This window comes from Burkholderia sp. BCC0097 (assembly GCF_902832985.1).
Classification (GTDB): Bacteria; Pseudomonadota; Gammaproteobacteria; order Burkholderiales; family Burkholderiaceae; genus Burkholderia; species Burkholderia orbicola.
The window spans coordinates 1-20,275 of record NZ_CADFDM010000009.1 but is presented as its reverse complement, the minus strand read 5'-3'; the positions used below and the strand labels follow the sequence as shown (position 1 = coordinate 20,275).

19 protein-coding genes and 1 pseudogene are annotated in these 20,275 nt (G+C 68.9%); 7 read left to right on the top strand and 13 right to left on the bottom strand.

Translation table 11 applies throughout. The features are described from left to right. The first annotated feature begins 38 nt into the window (after window positions 1-38). Entirely contained in the window at window positions 39-317 is a 279-nt protein-coding gene (locus HWX07_RS27720) for a hypothetical protein (protein ID WP_012338320.1), read from the top strand. 84 nt (window positions 318-401) lie between these two features. Here the strand turns inward: HWX07_RS27720 and HWX07_RS27715 are convergent. From HWX07_RS27715 to gtdA, 9 genes and pseudogenes are all read right to left on the bottom strand, one after another. Continuing rightward, a pseudogene (locus tag HWX07_RS27715) lies at window positions 402-753 on the bottom strand (PLP-dependent aminotransferase family protein); the annotation flags it as partial. Between the two features lie 6 nt (window positions 754-759). Then, entirely contained in the window at window positions 760-1,182 is a 423-nt protein-coding gene (locus HWX07_RS27710) for a DUF6691 family protein (protein ID WP_012338321.1), read from the bottom strand. A 1-nt stretch (window position 1,183) separates the two neighbouring features. Then, window positions 1,184-1,618: a YeeE/YedE family protein gene (locus HWX07_RS27705; RefSeq protein WP_175878445.1), complete on the bottom strand. Its 435-nt coding sequence runs from the start codon at window positions 1,616-1,618 to the stop codon at window positions 1,184-1,186. After that, entirely contained in the window at window positions 1,608-1,958 is a 351-nt protein-coding gene (locus HWX07_RS27700; RefSeq protein ID WP_012338323.1) for a metalloregulator ArsR/SmtB family transcription factor, read from the bottom strand. The genes HWX07_RS27705 and HWX07_RS27700 overlap by 11 nt, the downstream gene beginning before the upstream one ends. Window positions 1,959-2,056: 98 nt before the next feature. After that, window positions 2,057-3,418 carry an aromatic acid/H+ symport family MFS transporter gene (locus tag HWX07_RS27695; protein WP_175878444.1) on the bottom strand — a complete coding sequence of 454 codons (1,362 nt, stop codon included), beginning with the start codon at window positions 3,416-3,418 and terminating at the stop codon, window positions 2,057-2,059. 80 nt (window positions 3,419-3,498) lie between these two features. Further along, window positions 3,499-4,707: a 3-hydroxybenzoate 6-monooxygenase gene (locus HWX07_RS27690; protein WP_175878443.1), complete on the bottom strand. Its 1,209-nt coding sequence runs from the start codon at window positions 4,705-4,707 to the stop codon at window positions 3,499-3,501. A 32-nt stretch (window positions 4,708-4,739) separates the two neighbouring features. Continuing rightward, window positions 4,740-5,381: a maleylacetoacetate isomerase gene (gene maiA, locus HWX07_RS27685; RefSeq protein WP_012338326.1), complete on the bottom strand. Its 642-nt coding sequence runs from the start codon at window positions 5,379-5,381 to the stop codon at window positions 4,740-4,742. 34 nt (window positions 5,382-5,415) lie between these two features. Then, window positions 5,416-6,114 (bottom strand): fumarylacetoacetate hydrolase family protein, encoded by a 699-nt coding sequence (locus HWX07_RS27680; RefSeq protein WP_175878442.1) that lies wholly within the window; start codon window positions 6,112-6,114, stop codon window positions 5,416-5,418. Window positions 6,115-6,200: 86 nt separating this feature from the next. Beyond that, a complete protein-coding gene (gene gtdA / locus HWX07_RS27675) occupies window positions 6,201-7,244 on the bottom strand; it encodes a gentisate 1,2-dioxygenase (protein WP_175878441.1) in 1,044 nt (347 codons plus the stop codon). Window positions 7,245-7,408: 164 nt separating this feature from the next. On the opposite strand from gtdA, the gene HWX07_RS27670 reads away from it, so the two are divergent. After that, complete coding sequence (locus HWX07_RS27670; RefSeq protein WP_012338329.1) at window positions 7,409-8,353, top strand: LysR substrate-binding domain-containing protein; 945 nt, start codon at window positions 7,409-7,411, stop codon at window positions 8,351-8,353. 69 nt (window positions 8,354-8,422) lie between these two features. Here the strand turns inward: HWX07_RS27670 and HWX07_RS27665 are convergent, their stop codons facing one another. From HWX07_RS27665 to HWX07_RS27650, 4 genes are all read right to left on the bottom strand, one after another. Beyond that, on the bottom strand, window positions 8,423-9,691 hold the full coding sequence (locus tag HWX07_RS27665; RefSeq protein WP_175878440.1) for an FAD/NAD(P)-binding oxidoreductase: 1,269 nt from the start codon (window positions 9,689-9,691) through the stop codon (window positions 8,423-8,425). Then, entirely contained in the window at window positions 9,688-9,921 is a 234-nt protein-coding gene (locus tag HWX07_RS27660; RefSeq protein WP_012338331.1) for a 2Fe-2S iron-sulfur cluster-binding protein, read from the bottom strand. Before HWX07_RS27660 ends, HWX07_RS27665 begins: the two co-directional genes overlap by 4 nt. A gap of 199 nt (window positions 9,922-10,120) precedes the next feature. After that, the gene (locus HWX07_RS27655; protein ID WP_175878439.1) at window positions 10,121-11,248 is read right to left on the bottom strand and encodes an FAD-dependent oxidoreductase; all 1,128 of its coding nucleotides are present in this window, start codon (window positions 11,246-11,248) and stop codon (window positions 10,121-10,123) included. After that, entirely contained in the window at window positions 11,245-12,180 is a 936-nt protein-coding gene (locus HWX07_RS27650) for a 4-hydroxyproline epimerase (RefSeq protein WP_175878617.1), read from the bottom strand. Before HWX07_RS27650 ends, HWX07_RS27655 begins: the two co-directional genes overlap by 4 nt. Before the next feature lie 251 nt (window positions 12,181-12,431). Between HWX07_RS27650 and HWX07_RS27645 the strand changes: the two genes are divergently transcribed. The 5 genes from HWX07_RS27645 (at window position 12,432) to ilvD (ending at window position 20,096) form a co-directional block, all read left to right on the top strand. Next, window positions 12,432-13,352, top strand: a complete 921-nt coding sequence (locus HWX07_RS27645) for a dihydrodipicolinate synthase family protein (protein WP_011547925.1) — start codon at window positions 12,432-12,434, stop codon at window positions 13,350-13,352. Window positions 13,353-13,583: 231 nt separating this feature from the next. After that, window positions 13,584-15,209, top strand: a complete 1,626-nt coding sequence (locus tag HWX07_RS27640; protein ID WP_175878438.1) for an APC family permease — start codon at window positions 13,584-13,586, stop codon at window positions 15,207-15,209. A 72-nt stretch (window positions 15,210-15,281) separates the two neighbouring features. Continuing rightward, the gene (locus HWX07_RS27635) at window positions 15,282-16,874 is read left to right on the top strand and encodes an aldehyde dehydrogenase (NADP(+)) (RefSeq protein ID WP_175878437.1); all 1,593 of its coding nucleotides are present in this window, start codon (window positions 15,282-15,284) and stop codon (window positions 16,872-16,874) included. Then, window positions 16,867-17,889, top strand: a complete 1,023-nt coding sequence (locus tag HWX07_RS27630) for an Ldh family oxidoreductase (protein ID WP_053526625.1) — start codon at window positions 16,867-16,869, stop codon at window positions 17,887-17,889. Before HWX07_RS27635 ends, HWX07_RS27630 begins: the two co-directional genes overlap by 8 nt. Window positions 17,890-18,236: 347 nt before the next feature. Continuing rightward, window positions 18,237-20,096, top strand: coding sequence for a dihydroxy-acid dehydratase (gene ilvD, locus HWX07_RS27625; protein WP_011547929.1), 1,860 nt, complete (start codon window positions 18,237-18,239; stop codon window positions 20,094-20,096). The last annotated feature ends 179 nt before the right edge of the window (window positions 20,097-20,275 follow it).

Sequence of the window (20,275 nt, the reverse complement as noted above, 5' to 3'; positions counted from 1 at the left end):
TATTTACAGTACTGTATTTATGAACAGTGAGGTGCGCGATGGAACATCTGGTCCGTATCGTCAACGAAACCGATCGCCAAGTGCTGGCGTGGCTTCGAGCCCAGGTCGGCGATGCCCGCGTCGAGCGCGCGGCGCGTCAGCTCGGGCATACGCGCAAGCCCTTCCCGTCCGCCGTGTGCCGGTATCTGGGCATGAGCGCGCCGGCCACGCTGCGGCCGGCGGCCGCCCGGCCGCGCGCGGCACGCGATTTCTCGGTCGGCGACCGTTATCTGTCGCTGATTCGCCAGCACCTCGCCACGCACTCGGTCAGCCGATGAAATGGCGGCGGCTTGCCGCTTCGGTACCGCGTCCGGCCGGAGCACACGCGTATTCGGAAGTCCGGCCGGCTGCCGCCGTCGCGCTCACACGGCCGCCATGGCTTCCCGTACGAGGCGGGCGAGTGTGTCGAACGCTGCCTCGTGCGCCGCATCGAACACGCGCGTGCAGGCGAGCCGGAGATAGCCGTCGAAACGGTCCGAATTCGAGAAGATCGAACCGGGCGCGATCTTGACTCCCTGCTCCCTGCGCCAGCGCGGCATCGAACAGCGCATCGGAGCGCACGCCTGCCGGCAACGCGATCCACAGCAACATCCCGCCCGGCGGCTGGTTCATCCGCGTGCCAGCCGGGAAATGCCGCGCAATCGCGTCGGTCGTCACGTCGCGCTGCACGCGCAACTGCTCGCGAAACCGGTGCAGGTGCCGATCGAATGCGCCCCTGCGTCACCGCCCGTTCCGCCGGCGCTCGATCCACTCGAACAGCGCCATCCCGGCCAGCATCGCGACGACGAACCCGATCCCCTTGGCCGCCCCGAAGCCGATCGACACGATCGCGGGCCCCGGGCAGAAGCCGGCAATCCCCCAGCCAATGCCGAATACCGCACTTCCCGCGACCAAGCGCACAGTGATGGTGCGAGCGGCCGGCAACTGCATCGGCAAGCCGAGCCACGACCGTGTCCTACGCTTCGCCCACGCGAACGCGAGCACCGCGACGCCGATCGCTCCCGCCATCACGAACGCGAGCGATGGATCCCAGCGGCCTGCCAGGTCGAGAAAACCGAGCACCTTCCGCGGATTGGCCATGCCCGACACGATGAGGCCGATGCCGAACAGCAGCCCCGCCAGAAACGAGAATCCTGCCTGCATGTCAGCCTCCCGGCACGTGCAGCCGCACGAAGACGGTCGCGAAGCCGGCGGCCATGAAGGTCGCCGTCGCGACCACCGAGCGCAGCGCCCCGCGCGATACCCCGCATACGCCGTGACCGCTCGTGCAGCCACCCGCGTACCGCGTGCCGATCCCGACCAGCAGCCCGGCCCCCAGCAATTCAGGCCAACCGGCGTCGATCTGCGGCGTCAGGCCGCTCCCGGCGAAACGCATCGCAACGGGCGCGGCGATCAGCCCGGCGATGAACGCCGCGCGCCAGCCGCGCTCTGCGCCGCCCGCCGTCAACAAGCCGCCGACGATCCCGCTGATGCCGGCAATCCGGCCGTTGAACGCGACGAGCGCCGCAGCCGCGAGCCCGATCAGCACGCCGCCGGCCAGCGACAGCCACGGCGTGAAATGAAGCGTATCAACCTGCATCGCGCGCCTCCTCCGCGGTCGCGCCGCAAAACTGTTCGTACAGCACGCCCATCACCGCGACCACGGGCGGGCTATCGAGCGAATAGCGGATGGTCTTGCCTTCGCGGCGCGTACGGACGAGAGCGTTGTCCCGCAACACGCCGAGCTGCTGCGACAGCGTCGGTTGACGGATGTCCAGTCGCGCCTCGAGATCGCTCACGCAGCGCTCGCCCTGCGACAGTTCGCACAGCAGCAGCAGCCGGTCGGGATTCGACATCACCTTGAGGAGCGCGCAGGCCGACTCGGCGGCGGCGCGCATCTGATCGGGACCGGGCAACCCGGCGGGAAAATCGTCGTTCATCGCAGCGGGAATACGATTAAAGAATAGATATTATATTAATTTGTATATCGTTGTGTCCCGCTGCTTGCCGGATCGGCAATCCGGCCGTCCTCCTTCTGTCAGGCCTGCCTGCCCGCCATCCCGTCGGCGGTTGCCGCGCGTACCGCACCGGCGCGAACCACGCCGAGCGCCAGCACTGCAACCGCTGCGATCACGCATGGCGCGGCAACGACGGCGAACGCGGTCGACAGCGGCACGCCCATCGCCAGCATCGCGCCGCCCGCCATCGAGCCGACCACCGAGCCGCCGCGCCCGATACCGTTCGCCCAGCTCACGCCGGTCGTCCGGCACTCGGTCGGATAGAACGCGGCCGACAACGCGTTCGCACCGACCTGCGAGCCCGATACGCAGAAGCCGGCGGCGAACACCGCGAGCGCCGCACCCCATGGCGTCGCGGCGAATACGCCGATCGCCGCGACGCAGGCGCCGGCCGCCGCATAGCTGCAGGCCAGCACGCGATGCGGATCGAAGCGGTCCATCAGCCAGCCAAGGACGATCGCGCCGAGCGTGCCGCCGACCTGGAACATCGCGGTCACGCGTGCAGCCGTCTGCAACGTCGCGCCGGTCGCGCGCAGCAACGTCGGCAGCCAGCTGGACAGCAGGTAGATGACGAGCAGGCTCATGAAGAACGTGAGCCACAGCAGCAGCGTGCCGCGCAGCAGGTCGGCGGCGAACAGCCGCCCGAGCGGCGACCCGGCCGGCTTGCCGGCGGGCGCGATGAACGACGCGTGCGCGAGGTACGGACCCGGCGCAATACGACCGAGCAGCGCCGCGATCCGCGCGGACGGCGCGCCCTGGTTGACGAGATAGCGCACCGATTCCGGCAGTCGCCACGCGAGCAGCGGCAGGAGCAGCAGCGGCGCCACGCCGCCGACGACCAGCACCGCGCGCCAGCCGTGGTGCTCGATCAGCGACGCGGCCGCGAGCCCGCCGAGCGCGGAGCCGATCGTGAAACCGCAGAACATCGTCGTCACGAGCAGCGAGCGACGTCGCGCCGGACAGTATTCGGACGTCAGCGTGATCGCATTCGGCATCGCGCCGCCCAACCCGAGCCCGGTCACGAAGCGCCACACGATCAGCTCCGTCAGGCCGCCCGCGCTCGCCGACGCGGCGCTCGCGATGCCGAAGCACGCCACGCATGCGAGCAGCAGCCGCTTGCGGCCGAACCGGTCGCCGAACGGCCCGAATACGAGCGCGCCGGCCATCAGCCCGGCCAATCCCGCGCCGAATACCGGCGCGAGCTGCGCGGGCGACAGGCCCCATTCCGCGCGGATGACCGGCGCGATGAACCCGATCGACGCGGTATCGAATCCGTCGATCGCGACGATCAGAAAGCACAGGACGACGATCGCGGCCTGAAACGGCGCAATGCGATGCCGGTCGATCCATTCGCTGACGTCGATGGACAGCGTATCGGCCATGATGGTGTCTCCTCCAGGAAGGCGGCGCGCGTCGTCTGTCGTTGAAATGTGCGTCGCCGGAATCGGGCTGAACTGGTGCGTCATGCGACCGTCTTCAGGCAATCCTCCGCACGCCAGCCGTGCAGCCAGTCGAGCGCGTCGTAGAACTGCGCATCGGTGCGCCCGACCCACAGCCCGTTGCGCACCTGCCGCTCGACGCCCTTCGCGTGATAGATCCGCCCCATCTCGCGCGCCGAATACAGCACGCGCGCGGTACGCGGAATCCGCACGCGTTCGTACAGCGCGAACGCGGCCTCGAAATCGCCGTCGGTCTGCGCAACGGCCGCGCCGAGCGTCACCGCATCTTCGAGCGCCTGGCACGCGCCCTGCGCGATGTATTGCGTCATCGGATGCGCGGCGTCGCCGAGCACCGTCGCGCGGCCCGTGCTCCAGCGCTCGACCGGATCGCGGTCGGCAGTCGCCCAGCGCTTCCACGACGTCGGCCTATCGAGCATCTGTTTCGGCAGCGGATGGATGCGGTCGAAGTACGACAGCACCTCTTCCTTGCTGCCCTCGCGCACGCCCCAGGTCTCCTGCTCGCGGCTGTGGAACGTGACGACGAGGTTGTACTGCCGCCCGCCGCGCAGCGGATAGTGAACGAGATGGCAATGCGGGCCGGCCCATACGACCGGCGCGTTGATCTGCAGATCCTTCGGCATGTCGTCGACGTCCACCACCGCGCGATACACGACGTGGCCCGTCACGCGATGCGCATCGCCGATCAGCGCCTGACGGATGGCGGATTTCACGCCGTCGCAGCCGATCACCGCGTCGGCACGATAGCGTTCGCCGTGCTGGTCGATCACGGTCACGCCGTGGCCGTCCTGCTCGAACCCGCATACCTGCGTGCTCGTCCGGAATTCGATCAGCGGGTGATCCTCGACCGCCTCGTAGATCGACAGGTGAATGTCCGCGCGGTGGATCACCGCGTACGGATTGCCGAAGCGTTCGCGATACGCGGCGCCCGTATCGATGCGTGCGACTTCGCGTGCATCGAGCGCGTCCATCAGTTGCAGCCAGTCGGTCAATACCGCCCGGCCGCGCGCCGCTTCACCAACACCCAGCGCATCGAGCGCATTGAACGCGTTCGCGGCGAGCTGGATGCCCGCACCGATCTCGCCGATCCGTTCGGCCTGTTCGAGCAGCTTCACGCGAATGCCCTGACGCGCAAGCGCCAGCGCCGCCGCGAGCCCGCCGATACCGCCGCCGATCACGAGTACGTGCCGGCCTTTATTGATTGTCTCGTCCATGTTCGTCTCCTGCTTCTGGTACGCGATTCGTGTTACGCGACGTAATCCGGTTGCCGCTGCGGTTGCGCGGCCTCGAACGCCGGCTCGTGCCGCGCGTGCTCGACCACCGCGAGGCAGCGCGGATACGCGCTCAGGTCGCAACCCATCCGCAACGCGTTCGAGACCTGCGGCACCAGGCACACGTCGGCGAGCGTCGGCGTATCGCCGAAGCACCACGGGCCGTCGTCCGCGCGGGCCAGCAGCCGCTCGACGCCGGCCATCCCTTCCGCGATCCAGTGCCGGTACCACGCGGTCTTCTGCTGCGGCGTGACCTTCAGTTCGCTGTCGAGATAGCGCAGCACGCGCAGGTTGTTGACGGGATGGATGTCGCAGGCAATCAGCGCCGCCAGTTCCAGCACGCGCGCGCGGCGTCGCGGTTCGAGCGGAATCAGCCGAGGCGTCGGCTGGATCTGGTCGAGGTAATCGAGGATCGCGAGCGACTGGCCGAGACGGAAATCGCCGTCGACCAGCGCCGGCACCGCGGCCGACGGGTTCACCCGCGCGACGTAATCGGCATCGCGATGCTCGCCGGTGCGGATGTTGACGGGCAGCGTGTCGTACGGCAGCCCTTTCAGTGCGAGCGCGATGCGCACCCGGTAGGAAGTCGAACTGTTGAAGAAGCTATGCAGTTGCACGATGTGGCCTTTCGAGGAAATCGACGAACGGGCGTCAAACCACGCGCACGGTCAGTTCGCCGAGACGCTCGACGCCGACCTTCATCACGTCGCCCGCGACCACCGCGCCGACGCCTTCGGGCGTGCCCGTAAAGATCACGTCGCCCGGTTCGAGGCGGAAGAACTTCGACAGGTCGGCCACCGTCTCGGCGACCGACCAGATCAGGTGCGACACGTCGCTCTTCTGCTTCGTCGCGCCATTGACGGTCAGCCACAGGCCGCCCTGCTCGACATGACCGACGTCGCTCGCCGGATGCACCGGCCCGATCGGCGCCGAACGGTCGAACGCCTTGCCGATTTCCCACGGCCGCCCCATCTCGCGCATCTTCATCTGCAGGTCGCGGCGCGTCATGTCGAGGCCGACCGCATAGCCCCAGACGTGGTCGAGCGCGCGCTCGAGCGGAATGTCCGCGCCGCCCTTGCCGATCACCGCGACGAGTTCGGCTTCGTAGTGATAGTTCCGGGTCTGCGACGGATAGGCGAGCTCGAGCGTGTCGCCGTATGCCACCGGCACGATCGAATCGGCCGGCTTGCAGAAGAAGAACGGCGGCTCGCGATCGGGATCGAAGCCCATTTCACGCGCATGGGCCGCGTAGTTGCGGCCGACGCAATAGACGCGGCGTACCGCGAATCGGGCGTCGCTGCCGGCGACGGGCAGCGCCACCGGCGCTTCGGGCGGGAATACGAAAGTCATGAACGGCTCCAGCGTGGGCATGAATGAAGGGGCGCGCGCCTTGGCGGCGGCGCACGGAAAAACGGATAGTGGAAAAACAGCCGGCGTCAGTCGCGCGCTTCGCGCAGCAGGTTCAGCGCGGACAGCACGGGCCGGTCGGAGTAGCTGAACAGCACGCTGTCGCGCGACGCCGACAGCCGCACCGGCGCCCACGACGGCGCGACGAAGATGTCGTGCGGCGCGAACGCGAATGCCTGGTCGCCGATCACGGCGGTGCCGCTGCCCTCGACGACGCAATAGACCGTCGCGTCGGTGCTGCGGTACGGGCGGCCGTCGAAGCCGGCGGGCAGGAACTGCATGAAGGTGGCGATGGTCGGCATCGGCCAGCCGCCCGTCGCGGGGTTCACGTAGCGCAGCTTCACGCCGTCCCACGCATCGAGCTCGCCGTTTCGGTACAGCGCGTCGAGCGCCTCGCGGCTGCGCGCGTACGGATAGCTGAATACCGGCGACGTCGGGTCGCTGACGCGATGCCGCACCGGCACCATGTTGTGACCGAAGCGCGCGAAGCTGTCGCCTTCCGGACGATTCACCGGCTGCACGGCTTCCGGGTAGTTCTCCGCGAAACCGGCGTCGAGGTTCGCGACCAGCGGAATGTCGAGTCCGTCGAGCCACACGACCGGCTCGCCGCCGTCTTCCACCGACGGATTGCCGTGGTCGTGCCACGCCCACGACGGCGTGATGATGAAGTCGCCCGGATGCATCGTCGTGCGCTCGCCGTTCACGGCCGTCCACGCGCCATTCCCTTCGACGATGAAGCGCAGCGCCGACTGCGTATGACGGTGGCTCGGCGCGATTTCGCCCGGCAGGATCAGTTGCAATCCTGCATACAGGCTCGGCGTCATGCTCGACTTGCCCGGCAGCCCAGGGTTCTCCAGCACCAGCACGCGACGCACCGCTTCCTCTGCGCTGATCACGCTACCAGCCTGCATCACGAGATCGCGCACCTGCGCGTACTTCCAGATCGCGGCCTGCGCGGCCGGCTGCGGGGATGTCGGCACGAGGTTGTGCAGCGATTCCCACAGCGGCGCGAGGCGCTGCTCGGCGATCCGTGCGTAGTAGGCGGCGCGCGTCGCATCCGGATGGGTCGTCATGATGTCTCCTTCGGGGTGGCCGATCGGCGTCGGCGCTATGTCGGGGCGGGGACCGTGCTGCAGTCCGTTAGCGCATTTATATTCGACGCAGACATACCCGGTAAAATGGTCAAATCATCTGATCCATATAGTTCCGGATATACCTTCTCGCGACGAGGCACGCAATGGACTGGACCCATCGGCTGCGGCTGAGACATCTGCAGGTACTGTTGAGCCTCGCCGGCACCGGCAATCTGAGCCAGTCGGCGGTCGCGCTCGCGACCACGCAGCCGGCGCTGTCGAAATGGCTGAAGGAGCTGGAAGAGGATGTCGGGCTGCCGCTGTTCGAGCGGCATGCGCGCGGGCTGCGGCCGACGCCTTACGGCGAAGCGCTGATCGAGCATGCGCGACGCGTCGAAGCGCAACTCGACATCGCGCGCGACGACATGGCCGCGTTGCGCGAAGGCGGCAGCGGGCTCGTGACGATCGGCACGTCGGGCGTCGCGGCGGCCGACACGGTGCCGTTCGCGGTGTCGCAATTGCTGAAACGGATGCCGCGCGCGCAGGTGCGGCTCACCGAAAGCACGATGAACCAGCTGATGCCGCAGCTCGCGCGCGGCGAACTGGATATCGTCGTCGGCCGCTCGGGTTCGACGTCCGTCGATCCGCTGCTGCATGCCGAAGCGCTGTACGTCGATCCGGTCGTGTTCGTCGCGCGGCCCGACCACGCACTGGCCGGCGCGACGTCGCTCGGCTGGGACGACGTGCTCGCCTATCCGTGGATCGTGTGGCCGGCGGGCACGCCCGTCCACAATGCGCTGGAATCCGCGCTGCAAGCCGCCGGCCGCGTGCAGCCGCCGCACTGCGTCGAATCGAATTCGTCGATCCTCAACCTCACGCTGCTGAACAACACCGACTTGCTGGGCGTCGCGTCGCACCGCGCCGCGCGGCGCTTCGCGCAACTGAACGCGATCCGCATCCTGCCGATGGAGCTCGAGGGCCAGGGCGCGGTGTCGATGTACTGGCACCCCGACAGCGCGAACCGCGCGGCCGTGGCCGCGACGATCGAGTGCCTGCGCGCCTGTGCGGCGCCGCAGGTCGGCGGGTGGGAGAAAGTGAAGGTGGAGTGACAGGCGGAACAGGCGTAACGAGCGCGGCCCGGCGCGAACCGGGCCGCTGTACGCGTCATGCGGCGCGCGTCACGCGCCATCGCAGGATTCCGTACCGTCGAGCATCAGCGTGCCGACCCGCGCGGGCACGAGCGGCGTGCGCGGCGCCGGCGGCGTCCAGCCGAACAGCGCCTGCGCGGCCGCGCCGCACACGCGACCCTGGCATGCGCCCATCCCGCAACGCGACTGCAGTTTGGCAGCCGTCCAGCCCGGTTCCCGTGCGACCGTATCGAACCGCACGTCTTCGCACCGGCACAGCAGCGTGTCGGGCCGCGCGAGCCGGCGGATCGGCTCGCGGATCGCAAAGCGCTCGCGTACGGCATCCGCGAACGCCTGCCAGCGCGCGCGGCGTGCGACCAGCGCGGCCAGTCGGTCGGTCTGCCCGGTCGCCGCATAGCCGGCGATCTCGCCTTCGACCATCGCCAGCTCGCTGCCGCCGACGCCCGTGCACTCGCCCGCCGCGAAATACCCGTCGCGGCTCGTGCGCTGGTGTGCGTCGACCACCACCGCGCCGTGCTCGATCCGGCAGCCGAGATGACGCGGCAGCACGGTATTCGGCACGAGGCCGAAGCCGCACGCGAGCCGGTCGCAGTCGACGTCGAATTCGCGATCGCCTTGACGGATCCGCACACGTTCGAGCCGCTGGTCGCCGAATGCCTCGACGACGTACGCAGCGGGCCGATAAGCAGCGGTGGCGAGCTTCGCGGCCTGCGCGAGCTTCGACGGCCAGCGCCACAGCCCCGCGCCGAAGCCGGCGACGTCGCCCCATGCGGCCTGTTCGAGCACGTGCGACACGCGTGCGCCGGCCTGCCGGGCCGTCACCGCGCTCGCCAGCAGCAGCGGCCCGCTGCCCGCGATCACCGTGCGCTGCCCGCGCACGTCGAGCCCGTACTTGATCAGCGCCTGCAAGCCGCCCGCGCCGGTCACGCCCGGCAGCGTCCAGCCCGGAAACGGCAGCAGCAGCTCGCGCGCGCCGCAGCAGAGAATCAGCGTCCGGAAATCGAGCAGCCGCCCGCGTTCGTCGTCTTCGAGCAGCAACGTGCCCGGCTGCGTTTCGGCGACGATGCGCGTCGCCGCGAGGTGCATGACGTTCGGCTGCCGCAGCACGGCGAGGCGTTCGGCGGCGGCCGGCGTCGGTGCGGCGGCTGCCGGCTGCCGCCAGATCTGTCCGCCCGCGCGCGGGTTGTCGTCGACGATCGCGACCGTCGCACCGCTGCGCGCGGCGGCCCGCGCGGCCGACAGTCCAGCCGGGCCCGCGCCGATGATCGCGACGTCAGCGCTCAGTCGTTCCTGTTTCATCGCGTGCGCTCCACCTGCATGCCGTCGCGGCACAGCGTCTGGCACGCCAGCCGGCGCCGGCCGTCGATCGTCATCCGGCATTCCTGGCAGATGCCCATCCCGCAAAACGGCGCACGCGCCGCACCCGTGCACGACACGCGCGTCGTGTCGTCGCCGCTCGCTGCAACGGCGGCCGCGACGGTCGCGCCGTCGGCCACGGTCAGCGCGCGGCCGTCCAGATGAATGATCATGTCAGCCTCCGCCGGGCCGCCCCAAGGGCGTAGCAGGGAATTCGCAGAGCATCGCTCTGCGCCTGCGTAGCCGGCCGGCTTTGCAAAGCCGGCCGTGGGCGGCTGACAGCCCCTGCGGGGGGCACCTTGCATGGGACCGGAGTAAGCGCTGAAGCGCCAACTCCGGTCGATCGCGAATGAAGTAAGCGTGGGGGTCGTTTCACGTCAGCGCTCCGGCCAAGGACGACGCGGTGAGGAAGCGTCCCGGCAAATACGGTTCGATATCGATGGGCGGCCGCTCGCCGGCCATCAGCGCGGCGACGAGCCGCGCGCTGCCCGGCGCGGTCGTCACGCCGAGCCCTTCGTGGCCGACCGCGAGCCACACGCCCGGCCGCGCGGGGTGCTCGCCGAGCAGCGGCAGGCCGTCGGGGCTCGCCGAACGGAAGCCGGTCCATGCGCGGATACCGTTCAAGTCGGCCAGATCCGGCAGGTAGCCGACCGCGCGGCGCAGCATGCGCGCGAGCACGGGCGGCTCGACCTGAGCGTCCTCGGTGTCGAACTGGCGCGACGAGCCGATCAGCAACTGGCCGGTCGGCCGTGGCTGCACGTTGAACGCGACCGACGTGCCGTCGCTCGCGTGCGCGCTCGCCGCATAGCCGAGTTCGACGAGTTGATGCGACACGTGGCCTGGATAGCGGTCGGTGATCAGCAGATGGCCCTTCTTCGGGCGCAGCGGCAGCTCGGGCAGCAGCGTGCGCGCGGCAACGCCGTTCGCGACGACCACGCGTTCCGCGCGCAGCGTGTCGCCGCTTGCAAGCGTCACGCTCGGGCCGTCGACCGCGACGGCCCGATCACGACGCAACGTGATGCGCGGCGCGCGCTGCATCAGCCAGTTCGCGGTAACCGGCGCATAGAGAATCGCGTCGCCGGGAATCTTCAGCGCGCCGCCAAGCCCGGCGCGCAGCATCGGCTCCCGTTGCGCGAGCGCCGCCGCGTCGATCAGCTCGCCGGCCACGCCGTGCGCGGCGAGCGTCGCCTGCTTCGCGCGCGCCAGATCCATCTCGTGCGCATCGGCCGCGAGCCACAGCGTGCCGCAGTTGCGGTATGCGCAGCCGTCGGGCATCTCGCGGCTCAACGCGCGCCACAGTTCGATCGAGTAATGGCTCAGCGCGAGCTCGGCCGCGTTGTCGTCCATCGCGACGAGGTGGCCCATGCCCGCGCCGGTCGCGCCGCCGCTGGCGTCGTCGACGACGAGCACGCGCAGCCCGCGCTGCGCGAGTTCGTGCGCGCAGGCCGCGCCGACGATGCCCGCGCCGATCACGACGACGTCGGTCTTCGTTTCGCTCACGACCCGATGCCCCAGCCGAACGGATCGTCTTCGTCGATCAGCAGCGTCGCTTCCGCGCTCAGGTGCGCGCTGCCGCGAATCGTCGGCACGATGCCGCCGCCGTCGGCCCGCTCGTAACTCGCGTGGAACACGCTGCCGATCACGCTCGCCTGCCGCCACACGGCGCCCGGCGCGAGCTTGCCGGCCGCCGCGAGACACGCGAGCTTCGCGCTGGTGCCGGTGCCGCACGGCGAACGGTCGTACGCGAGGCCCGGGCACAGCACGAAGCTGCGGCTGTCGTGCTCGGGATCGTCGGCGAACAACTCGATGTGATCGATCTCGCCGCCGTTCGCGCCGGTGATGCCCGCGCGTTCGAGCCCTTCGCGCACGGCCGACGCATACGCGGTGAGCGCCGCGACGTTGTCGCCGGCGACGCGCTGCCCGTGGTCGCTGATCAGGAAGAACCAGTTGCCGCCCCACGCGATGTCGCCCTTCACGGGGCCGTATCCCGGCACGTCGAGCGCGACGCCCTGCGCATGACGATAGGCGGGCACGTTGCGCACGCTGACCGACAGATCGTCGTGCAGCGTCGCCTCGACGGTGCCGACCGGCGTCTCGATCAGGTGCACGCCGGGCGCGATGCGCCCCATGTGATGCAGCGTGCGCACGACGCCGATCGTGCCGTGCCCGCACATCCCGAGATAGCCGCTATTGTTGAAGAAGATCACGCCGGCCGCCGCGTCGGGCGCCACCGGGTCGCACAGCAGCGCGCCGACCATCACGTCGCTGCCGCGCGGCTCGAGGATGCACGCGGTGCGGTAACGATCGTGCTCGCGCGCGAGCACGTCGCGGCGCTCGGCCATCGTGCCGCTGCCGAGCGACGGAAAGCCGGACACGACGAGCCGAGTGGGTTCGCCGCCCGTGTGCGAATCGATGATCTGGATGCGCTTCATCATGAGCCGTCCGAAGTGGGGAAAGGAGCATAGCTTCCTCCGTCGCGCGTCCGTCCGCTTGTGGCTTTTCGATGAGGACGACGACGAAATCGGCATAGTGCGGCGGGCCCCTCCCGCCCCTGCCGGCCGCTGTGCCGATTTCGTCATTTTGCTCCGCGATACGACTCAAGCGTGATGGGCGTTTGCGCGGCGATACTGGTTGCCACACCGACACACCCGTCGGCCGACCGATACGAACGTAGGAGATTTCAGTGAGCCGCAAAGCCATTCAGTGGACCGGGGTTTTCCCGGCCGTCAGCACCCAGTTCAAGCCGGACTTTTCCCTCGACATCGACGCCACGCACCGCGTGGTCAAGAACCTGGTGAACGACGGCGTGTCGGGCCTCGTGGTCTGCGGCACGGTCGGCGAAAACACGTCGCTGTCGACGAGCGAGAAGCTCCAGGTGATCGAGGCCGCGCGCGACGCGGCCGGCGGCAAGATTCCGGTGATCGCCGGCATCGCCGAATTCACGACCGAATTCGCGCGCAACACGGTGCGTGAAGCGCAGCGCGTCGGCGTCGACGGCGTGATGGTGATGCCCGCGCTCGTCTACTCGGCGAAGCCGCACGAAACCGCCGCGCACTTCCGCGCGGTCGCGACGAGCACCGACCTGCCGGTGATGGTCTACAACAACCCGCCGATCTACAAGAACGACGTGACGCCCGACGTGCTGATCGCGCTGCAGGACTGCGAGAACATCGTCTGCTTCAAGGATTCGTCGGGCGATACGCGCCGCTTCATCGACCTGCGCAACGCGGTCGGCGATCGCTTCGTGCTGTTCGCGGGCCTCGACGACGTCGTGGTGGAGAGCATCGCGGTCGGCGCCGAAGGCTGGGTGTCGGGCATGTCGAACGCGTTCCCGAAGGAAGGCGAGACGCTGTTCCGCCTCGCGAAGCAAAAGCGCTTCGACGAAGCGCTCGCGCTGTATCGCTGGTTCATGCCGCTGCTGCACCTCGACGCACGCCCCGACCTCGTGCAGTGCATCAAGCTGTGCGAAGAGCTGGTCGGCCGGGGCAGCGCGATCACGCGTCCGCCGCGCCTCGCGCTGCAAGGCGACACGCTTGCGGAAGTGAAGGCCATCGTCGCGAAGGCGCTCGAAACGCGCCCGGCGCTGCCCGACGTCGGTCTCTGATCGATGCCCTGCGGCGGCGCGCGGGCATTGTGCCTGCGCGCCGCCCTCTCCGGTCCGGCATGGCATGCGGGCCCGTTCGCCCCGGCGCCAGAGCGTGCCCCGCGTGAATGCCCCGTAGCCCGCCCCGGTCGCTCGAACCGGGCGTTGCCGGCCGACAGGCAGGCGCTGCTGCTCCGTCGGAGCGTGGCGCACCTCAAGCCTGTGCCGATATTCCCTCCAGGAGACACGCCCATGCCAGGCCAAGGCAACGCACACCCGTCTGTCCCGCTTTCCCGTTCCGCGCACCCCGACGCGGGTCACGGCAAGTTCAAGAAACAGCTGTCGCTGACCGATCTCACGTTCATCGGTCTCGGCGCCATTTTCGGTTCGGGGTGGCTGTTCGCCGCGAGTCACGTATCGACGATCGCGGGCCCGGCCGGCATCTTCTCGTGGCTGCTCGGCGGCTTCGCGGTGCTGCTGCTCGGCATCGTCTACTGCGAACTCGGCGCCGCGCTGCCGCGCGCGGGCGGCGTGGTGCGCTACCCGGTGTTCTCGCACGGCCCGCTGCTCGGCTACCTGATGGGCTTCATCACGCTGATCGCATTCTCGAGCCTGATCGCGATCGAAGTCGTCGCCGCGCGCCAGTACGCGGCCGCATGGTTTCCGGGCCTCACGGTCGAAGGATCGAGCGACCCGACCACCGTCGGCTGGCTCGTGCAGGCCGCGCTGCTCTGCTTCTTCTTTTACCTGAACTATTCGAGCGTGAAGACCTTCGCGAAGGCGAACAACATCATCAGCGTCTTCAAGTTCATCGTGCCGCTCGCGGTGATCGGCGTGCTGTTCACGTTCTTCAAGCCCGCGAACCTGACCGTGCACGGCTTCGCGCCGTTCGGCATGCCGGGCATCGAGATGGCCGTGTCCGCCGGCGGCATCATCTTCGCGTATCTCGGGCTCACGCCGATCGTGTCGGTCGCGAGCGAGGTACGCAATCCGCAGCGCACGATCCCGATCGCGCTGATCCTGTCGATCCTGCTGTCGACGCTGATCTACGTGCTGCTGCAACTCGCGTTCATCGGCAGCATCCCGACGGCGATGCTCGCCGCCGGCTGGCATGACGTGAGCAAGGCGTTCTCGCTGCCGTACCGCGACATCGCGCTCGCGCTCGGCGTCGGCTGGCTCGCGGTGATGGTCGTCGCCGACGCGATGATCTCGCCGAGCGGCTGCGGCAACATCTACATGAACGCGACGCCGCGCGTGGTCTACGGCTGGGCGAAGACGGGCACGTTCTTCAAGGTGTTCACACGCGTCGACGAAGCGTCGGGCATCCCGCGCGCGGGCCTGTGGCTCACGTTCGGCCTCGCGATCTTCTGGACACTGCCGTTCCCGTCGTGGGAAGCGCTGATCAACATCGTGTCGGCCGCGCTGGTGTTGAGCTATGCGGTCGCGCCCGTGTCGGTCGCCGCGCTGCGCCGCACCGCGCCCGACCTGCCGCGGCCGTTCCGCGCCAGCGCGTTCGGCCTCACCGGCCCCGCGTCGTTCGTGATCGCCGCGCTGATCGTCTACTGGTCGGGCTGGAGCACGGTGTCCTGGCTGCTCGGGCTGCAGATCGTGATGTTCGTCATCTATCTCGCGTGCCGCCGCTGGGTGCCGACCGCGCACCTGAGCCTCGCCGAGCAGGTGCGTTCGTCCGCGTGGCTGATCGCGTTCTATGCAGCGATGATCGTGCTGTCGTATCTCGGCGGCTTCGGCGGCACGGGCCGGCTCGCGCATCCGTACGACACGGTCGTCGTCGCGGCCGTCGCACTCGTCATCTACTACTGGGGCGCGAACACCGGCGTGCGCGCCGACAAGCTGCAACTCGACGACGATGAGGACTGACGCGCCCGCGCCCTTTTTCCCTTCCATCGGCCGGGCGCAGTACGCCCGGCCCTGCCTTTTCCGAGGAAACCCATGCAACTCACAGGTCAGCTCCTGATCGGCCAGTCGGCCGTCGCCGGACAGAACGGCACCCTCCACGCGCTCGCCGCCGCGACCGGCGAACCGCTCGAACCGGCGTTCGGCGGCGCGAGCCTGCACGACCTGGAAACGGCGTGCGCACTCGCCGACGACGCGTTCGACACCTATCGCGAAACGTCGCTCGAAGCACGCGCCGCGTTCCTCGACGCGATCAGCCGCCACATCATGGCGCTCGGCGACGACCTGATCGAGCGCTGCGTCGTCGAAACGGGGCTGCCACGTGCACGCATCGAAGGCGAACGCGGCCGCACGGTCGGCCAGCTCGCGCTGTTCGCGTCGCTGGTGCGGGACGGCGGTTTCCTCGATGCGCGCATCGATCCGGCGCGCCCCGAGCGCAAACCGCTGCCGCGCGTCGACCTGCGCCTGCGCAACGTCGCGCTCGGGCCGGTGGCCGTGTTCGGCGCGTCGAACTTCCCGCTCGCGTTCTCGGTGGCCGGCGGCGACACGGCATCGGCGCTGGCGGCCGGCTGCCCGGTGATCGTCAAGGCGCATTCCGCGCATCCGGGCACGTCCGAACTCGTCGGCCGCGCGATCCAGCAGGCCGCGCGCGAATGCGGGATGCCGGCCGGCGTGTTCTCGCTACTGTTCGACGCGTCGCGCGAGATCGGCCAGGCGCTCGTCGCCGATCCGCGCATCAAGGCCGTCGGCTTCACCGGGTCGCGCCGCGGCGGCGTCGCGCTGATGCATATCGCGGCCGCACGCCCCGAGCCGATCCCCGTCTATGCGGAAATGAGCTCGATCAATCCCGTGCTGCTGTGTCCGGCCGCGCTCGAGGCCCGTCACGACACCATCGCCCCGCAGTTCGTCGCGTCGCTCGCGCTCGGCGCCGGCCAGTTCTGCACGAACCCGGGCCTCGTGCTCGCGGTCGACGGCCCCCCGCTGCGCGCATTCGAGGCCGCTGCCGCCGATGCCGTGCGCGCCGTCGCCGCGCAGACGATGCTGACACCGCACATCCATGCGAGCTATGCGCAAGGCGTCGCGGCATTGCGCGATCACTCGGCCATCGAACTGCTGGCCGAAGGCGTTGAAGGCGGCCGCCATCAGGCCCGTGCGGCGCTGTTCGCAACCTCTGCGGACGCGTTCATCGCCCACCCCCAGTTGCGCGACGAAGTATTCGGTCCCGCATCGCTGATCGTGCGCTGCCCGGACGCCGACACGCTGCATCGCGTGCTGAAATCGCTCGAAGGCCAGTTGACGATCGCCGCACACATCACCGATGGCGACGCGGCGCTGTTCGCCGCGCTGCGCCCGACGCTCGAACGCAAGGCCGGCCGCATTCTGGTCAACGGCTTCGGCACGGGCGTCGAGGTCGGCCACGCGATGGTGCACGGCGGCCCGTTCCCGGCGACGTCCGACACCCGCACGACGTCGGTCGGCGCCCGCGCGATCGAGCGCTTCCTGCGCCCCGTGTCGTACCAGGACGTGCCGGACGCGCTGCTGCCGCACGCGCTCCGCAGCAGCAATCCGCTGCACGTGCCGCAACGCATCGACGGCGTGCCCGTTCCGCGCGAGGTGAACCATGGCTGAGCCCACCGCCGAAGTCGTCCTGTCGCTCGATGAAGTCCATGCGCTCGCGCTGCGCGTGCTGACGCACCACGGGATGTCCGACGCACATGCGCGCGCCATCGCGAACGTGATCACGCAAGGCCAGCGCGACGAATGCCATTCGCACGGCGTGTACCGGCTGCTCGTCTGCGTGCGGTCGCTGAGGAAAGGCAAGGTCGATCCGCAAGCCGTGCCCACGCTGCGCCGGCTGTCGTCGTCGATCGTCGCGGTCGACGCGCATCGCGGCTTCTCGCTGCTGAGCTTCGAGACCGGGCTGCCGGTGCTGGTCGAGATGGCGAAGCAGCACGGCATCGCCGCGATGGCGATCAACCACTGCTATCACTTCTCCGCGCTGTGGCCCGAGGTCGAGGCGATCGCGGCCGAAGGGCTGGTCGGCATCGCGATGAACCCGAGCCATAGCTGGGTCGCCCCGGAAGGCGGCCGCGAACCGGTGTTCGGCACCAACCCGATCGCGTTCGCGTGGCCGCGCCCGGGCGGCGAGCCGTTCGTGTTCGATTTCGCGACGAGCGCGATCGCGCGCGGCGACATCGAGCTGCACGCGAAGCAAGGCAAGGCGATTCCGCCGCACTGGGCGATCGACGCGGATGGCCAGCCGACCACCGACCCGAAAGCCGCGCTGCAAGGCGCGATGCGCACGTTCGGCGGCCACAAGGGTTCGGCGCTCGCGGCGATGGTCGAGTTGCTCGGCGGCGCGCTGATCGGCGACATGACGAGCCGGGAATCGATGGACTTCGACGAAGGCGTCGGCGCGACGCCGTGCCACGGCGAACTCGTGATCGCGTTCGATCCGAAGGTGTTTCTCGGCGACGATCTCGACGCGGGGCTCGCGCGCGGCGAGCGGATGTTCGAATCAATCGTCGCGCAGGGCGCGCGGCTGCCGTCGCAACGGCGCTTCGACGCCCGCGCGCGGAGCATCGCGAACGGCGTGCGGATTCCGAAGGCGCTGTACGACGAGATCCTGACGCTGCTCGACTGACGCGCGATCGAGTGGCATGGCGCGGCTTCATCGTCGGCAGAACGGGCAATGAAGCCGCCGGCGGGCCTGCGTCCGGCTTGGGGCTTGGGGCTTGGGGCTTGGGGCTTGGGGCTTGGGGCTTGGGGCTTGGGGCTTGGGGCTTCGTGCTTCGTGACGTCGGTGTGCCCGGTGCACTTAACCGCTGTCCGGGGCACCACCGGCACCACTCGCCCGCTCCGCCCGGCGGCTGTGGGATAATCGCGGAGTTTGCCCAGGGCGCAGCTCAAGAGGTTGTTCGCACGGGCGCGAGAGAGGCCTTTATTCCCGTGCCTCCACCCTTTTCCCGCGATATTTCTTCAGCCATCACCATGCCCACTTACCGTTCCAAAACCTCCACCGCCGGCCGCAACATGGCAGGTGCGCGCTCGCTGTGGCGCGCCACCGGCATGAAAGACGACGATTTCTCGAAACCGATCATCGCGGTCGTCAACTCGTTCACGCAATTCGTGCCCGGGCACGTGCACCTGAAGGATCTCGGCCAGCTCGTCGCGCGCGAGATCGAGGCTGCCGGCGGCGTCGCGAAGGAATTCAACACGATCGCGGTCGACGACGGCATCGCGATGGGCCACGACGGCATGCTGTACTCGCTGCCGAGCCGCGACATCATCGCCGACTCGGTCGAATACATGGTGAATGCGCACTGCGCGGACGCGATGGTGTGCATCTCGAACTGCGACAAGATCACGCCGGGGATGCTGATGGCCGCGATGCGCCTGAACATTCCGGTGATCTTCGTGTCGGGCGGCCCGATGGAAGCCGGCAAGACGCGCCTCGCGAACCCGGTCACCAAGACCGTCGAACTGAAGAAGCTCGACCTCGTCGATGCGATGGTGATCGCGGCCGACCAGTCGTATTCGGACGCCGACGTCGCCGAAGTCGAACGCTCGGCCTGCCCGACCTGCGGCTCGTGCTCGGGCATGTTCACCGCGAACTCGATGAACTGCCTGACCGAAGCGCTCGGCCTGTCGCTGCCCGGCAACGGTACGGTGGTCGCCACGCACGCCGATCGCGAACAGCTGTTCAAGCGCGCCGGCCGCCGCATCGTCGAACTGACGCGCCAGCACTACGAGCAGGACGACGAACGCGTGCTGCCGCGCTCGGTCGGCTTCAAGGCGTTCGAGAACGCGATGACGCTCGACATCGCGATGGGCGGCTCGACCAACACGATCCTGCACCTGCTCGCGATCGCGCAGGAAGCCGGCATCGACTTCACGATGAAGGACATCGACCGCCTGTCGCGCACCGTGCCGCAGCTGTGCAAGGTCGCGCCGAACACGAACAAGTACCACATCGAGGACGTGCACCGCGCCGGCGGCATCATGGCGATCCTCGGCGAGCTCGAGCGCGCCGGCAAGCTGCACACCGACGTGCCGACCGTCCATGCGCCGACGCTGAAGGATGCGCTCGACCAGTGGGACATCGTCCTCACGCAGGACGAAGCGGTCCGCACGTTCTACCTGGCCGGCCCGGCCGGCATCCCGACGCAGGTCGCGTTCAGCCAGAACACGCGCTGGCCGAGCCTCGACCTCGACCGCGCCGAAGGCTGCATCCGCTCGTACGAGCATGCGTTCTCGAAGGAAGGCGGCCTCGCGGTGCTGACCGGCAACATCGCGCTCGACGGCTGCGTGGTGAAGACGGCCGGCGTCGACGAAAGCATCCTCGTGTTCGAAGGCTCCGCGCACGTGACCGAATCGCAGGACGAAGCGGTCGAGAACATCCTCAACGACAAGGTCAAGGCCGGCGACGTGGTGATCGTGCGCTACGAAGGCCCGAAGGGCGGCCCGGGCATGCAGGAAATGCTCTACCCGACCAGCTACATCAAGTCGAAAGGGCTCGGCAAGGCGTGTGCGCTGCTGACGGACGGCCGGTTCTCGGGCGGTACGTCGGGGCTGTCGATCGGCCATTGCTCGCCGGAAGCGGCGGCAGGCGGCGCGATCGGCCTCGTGCGCGACGGCGACCGGATCCGCATCGACATTCCGAACCGCACGATCGACGTGCTGGTGTCGGACGAGGAACTGGCGCGCCGCCGCGAGGAGCAGAACGCGAAGGGCTGGAAGCCTGCGCAGCCGCGTCCGCGCAAGGTGTCCGCGGCGCTCAAGGCGTACGCGAAGCTCGTCATGTCGGCCGACAAGGGCGCCGTGCGCGATCTGTCGCTGCTCGACGACTGATGCGGCGGGCTGCGGGCGACCGGTAGCGCCTTACCTCGCCCCGCTTGCCCGATCCAAAAGCCGCTCTCCGGAGCGGCTTTTTTTGTCTGGCTGACCCATCCTGAAATAGGTTGACACTTTTTCGCCGAGACGAAGAGGTGGCAAGTGGAGCAAGGGATCAAGCGGACGCAGCGGGATTA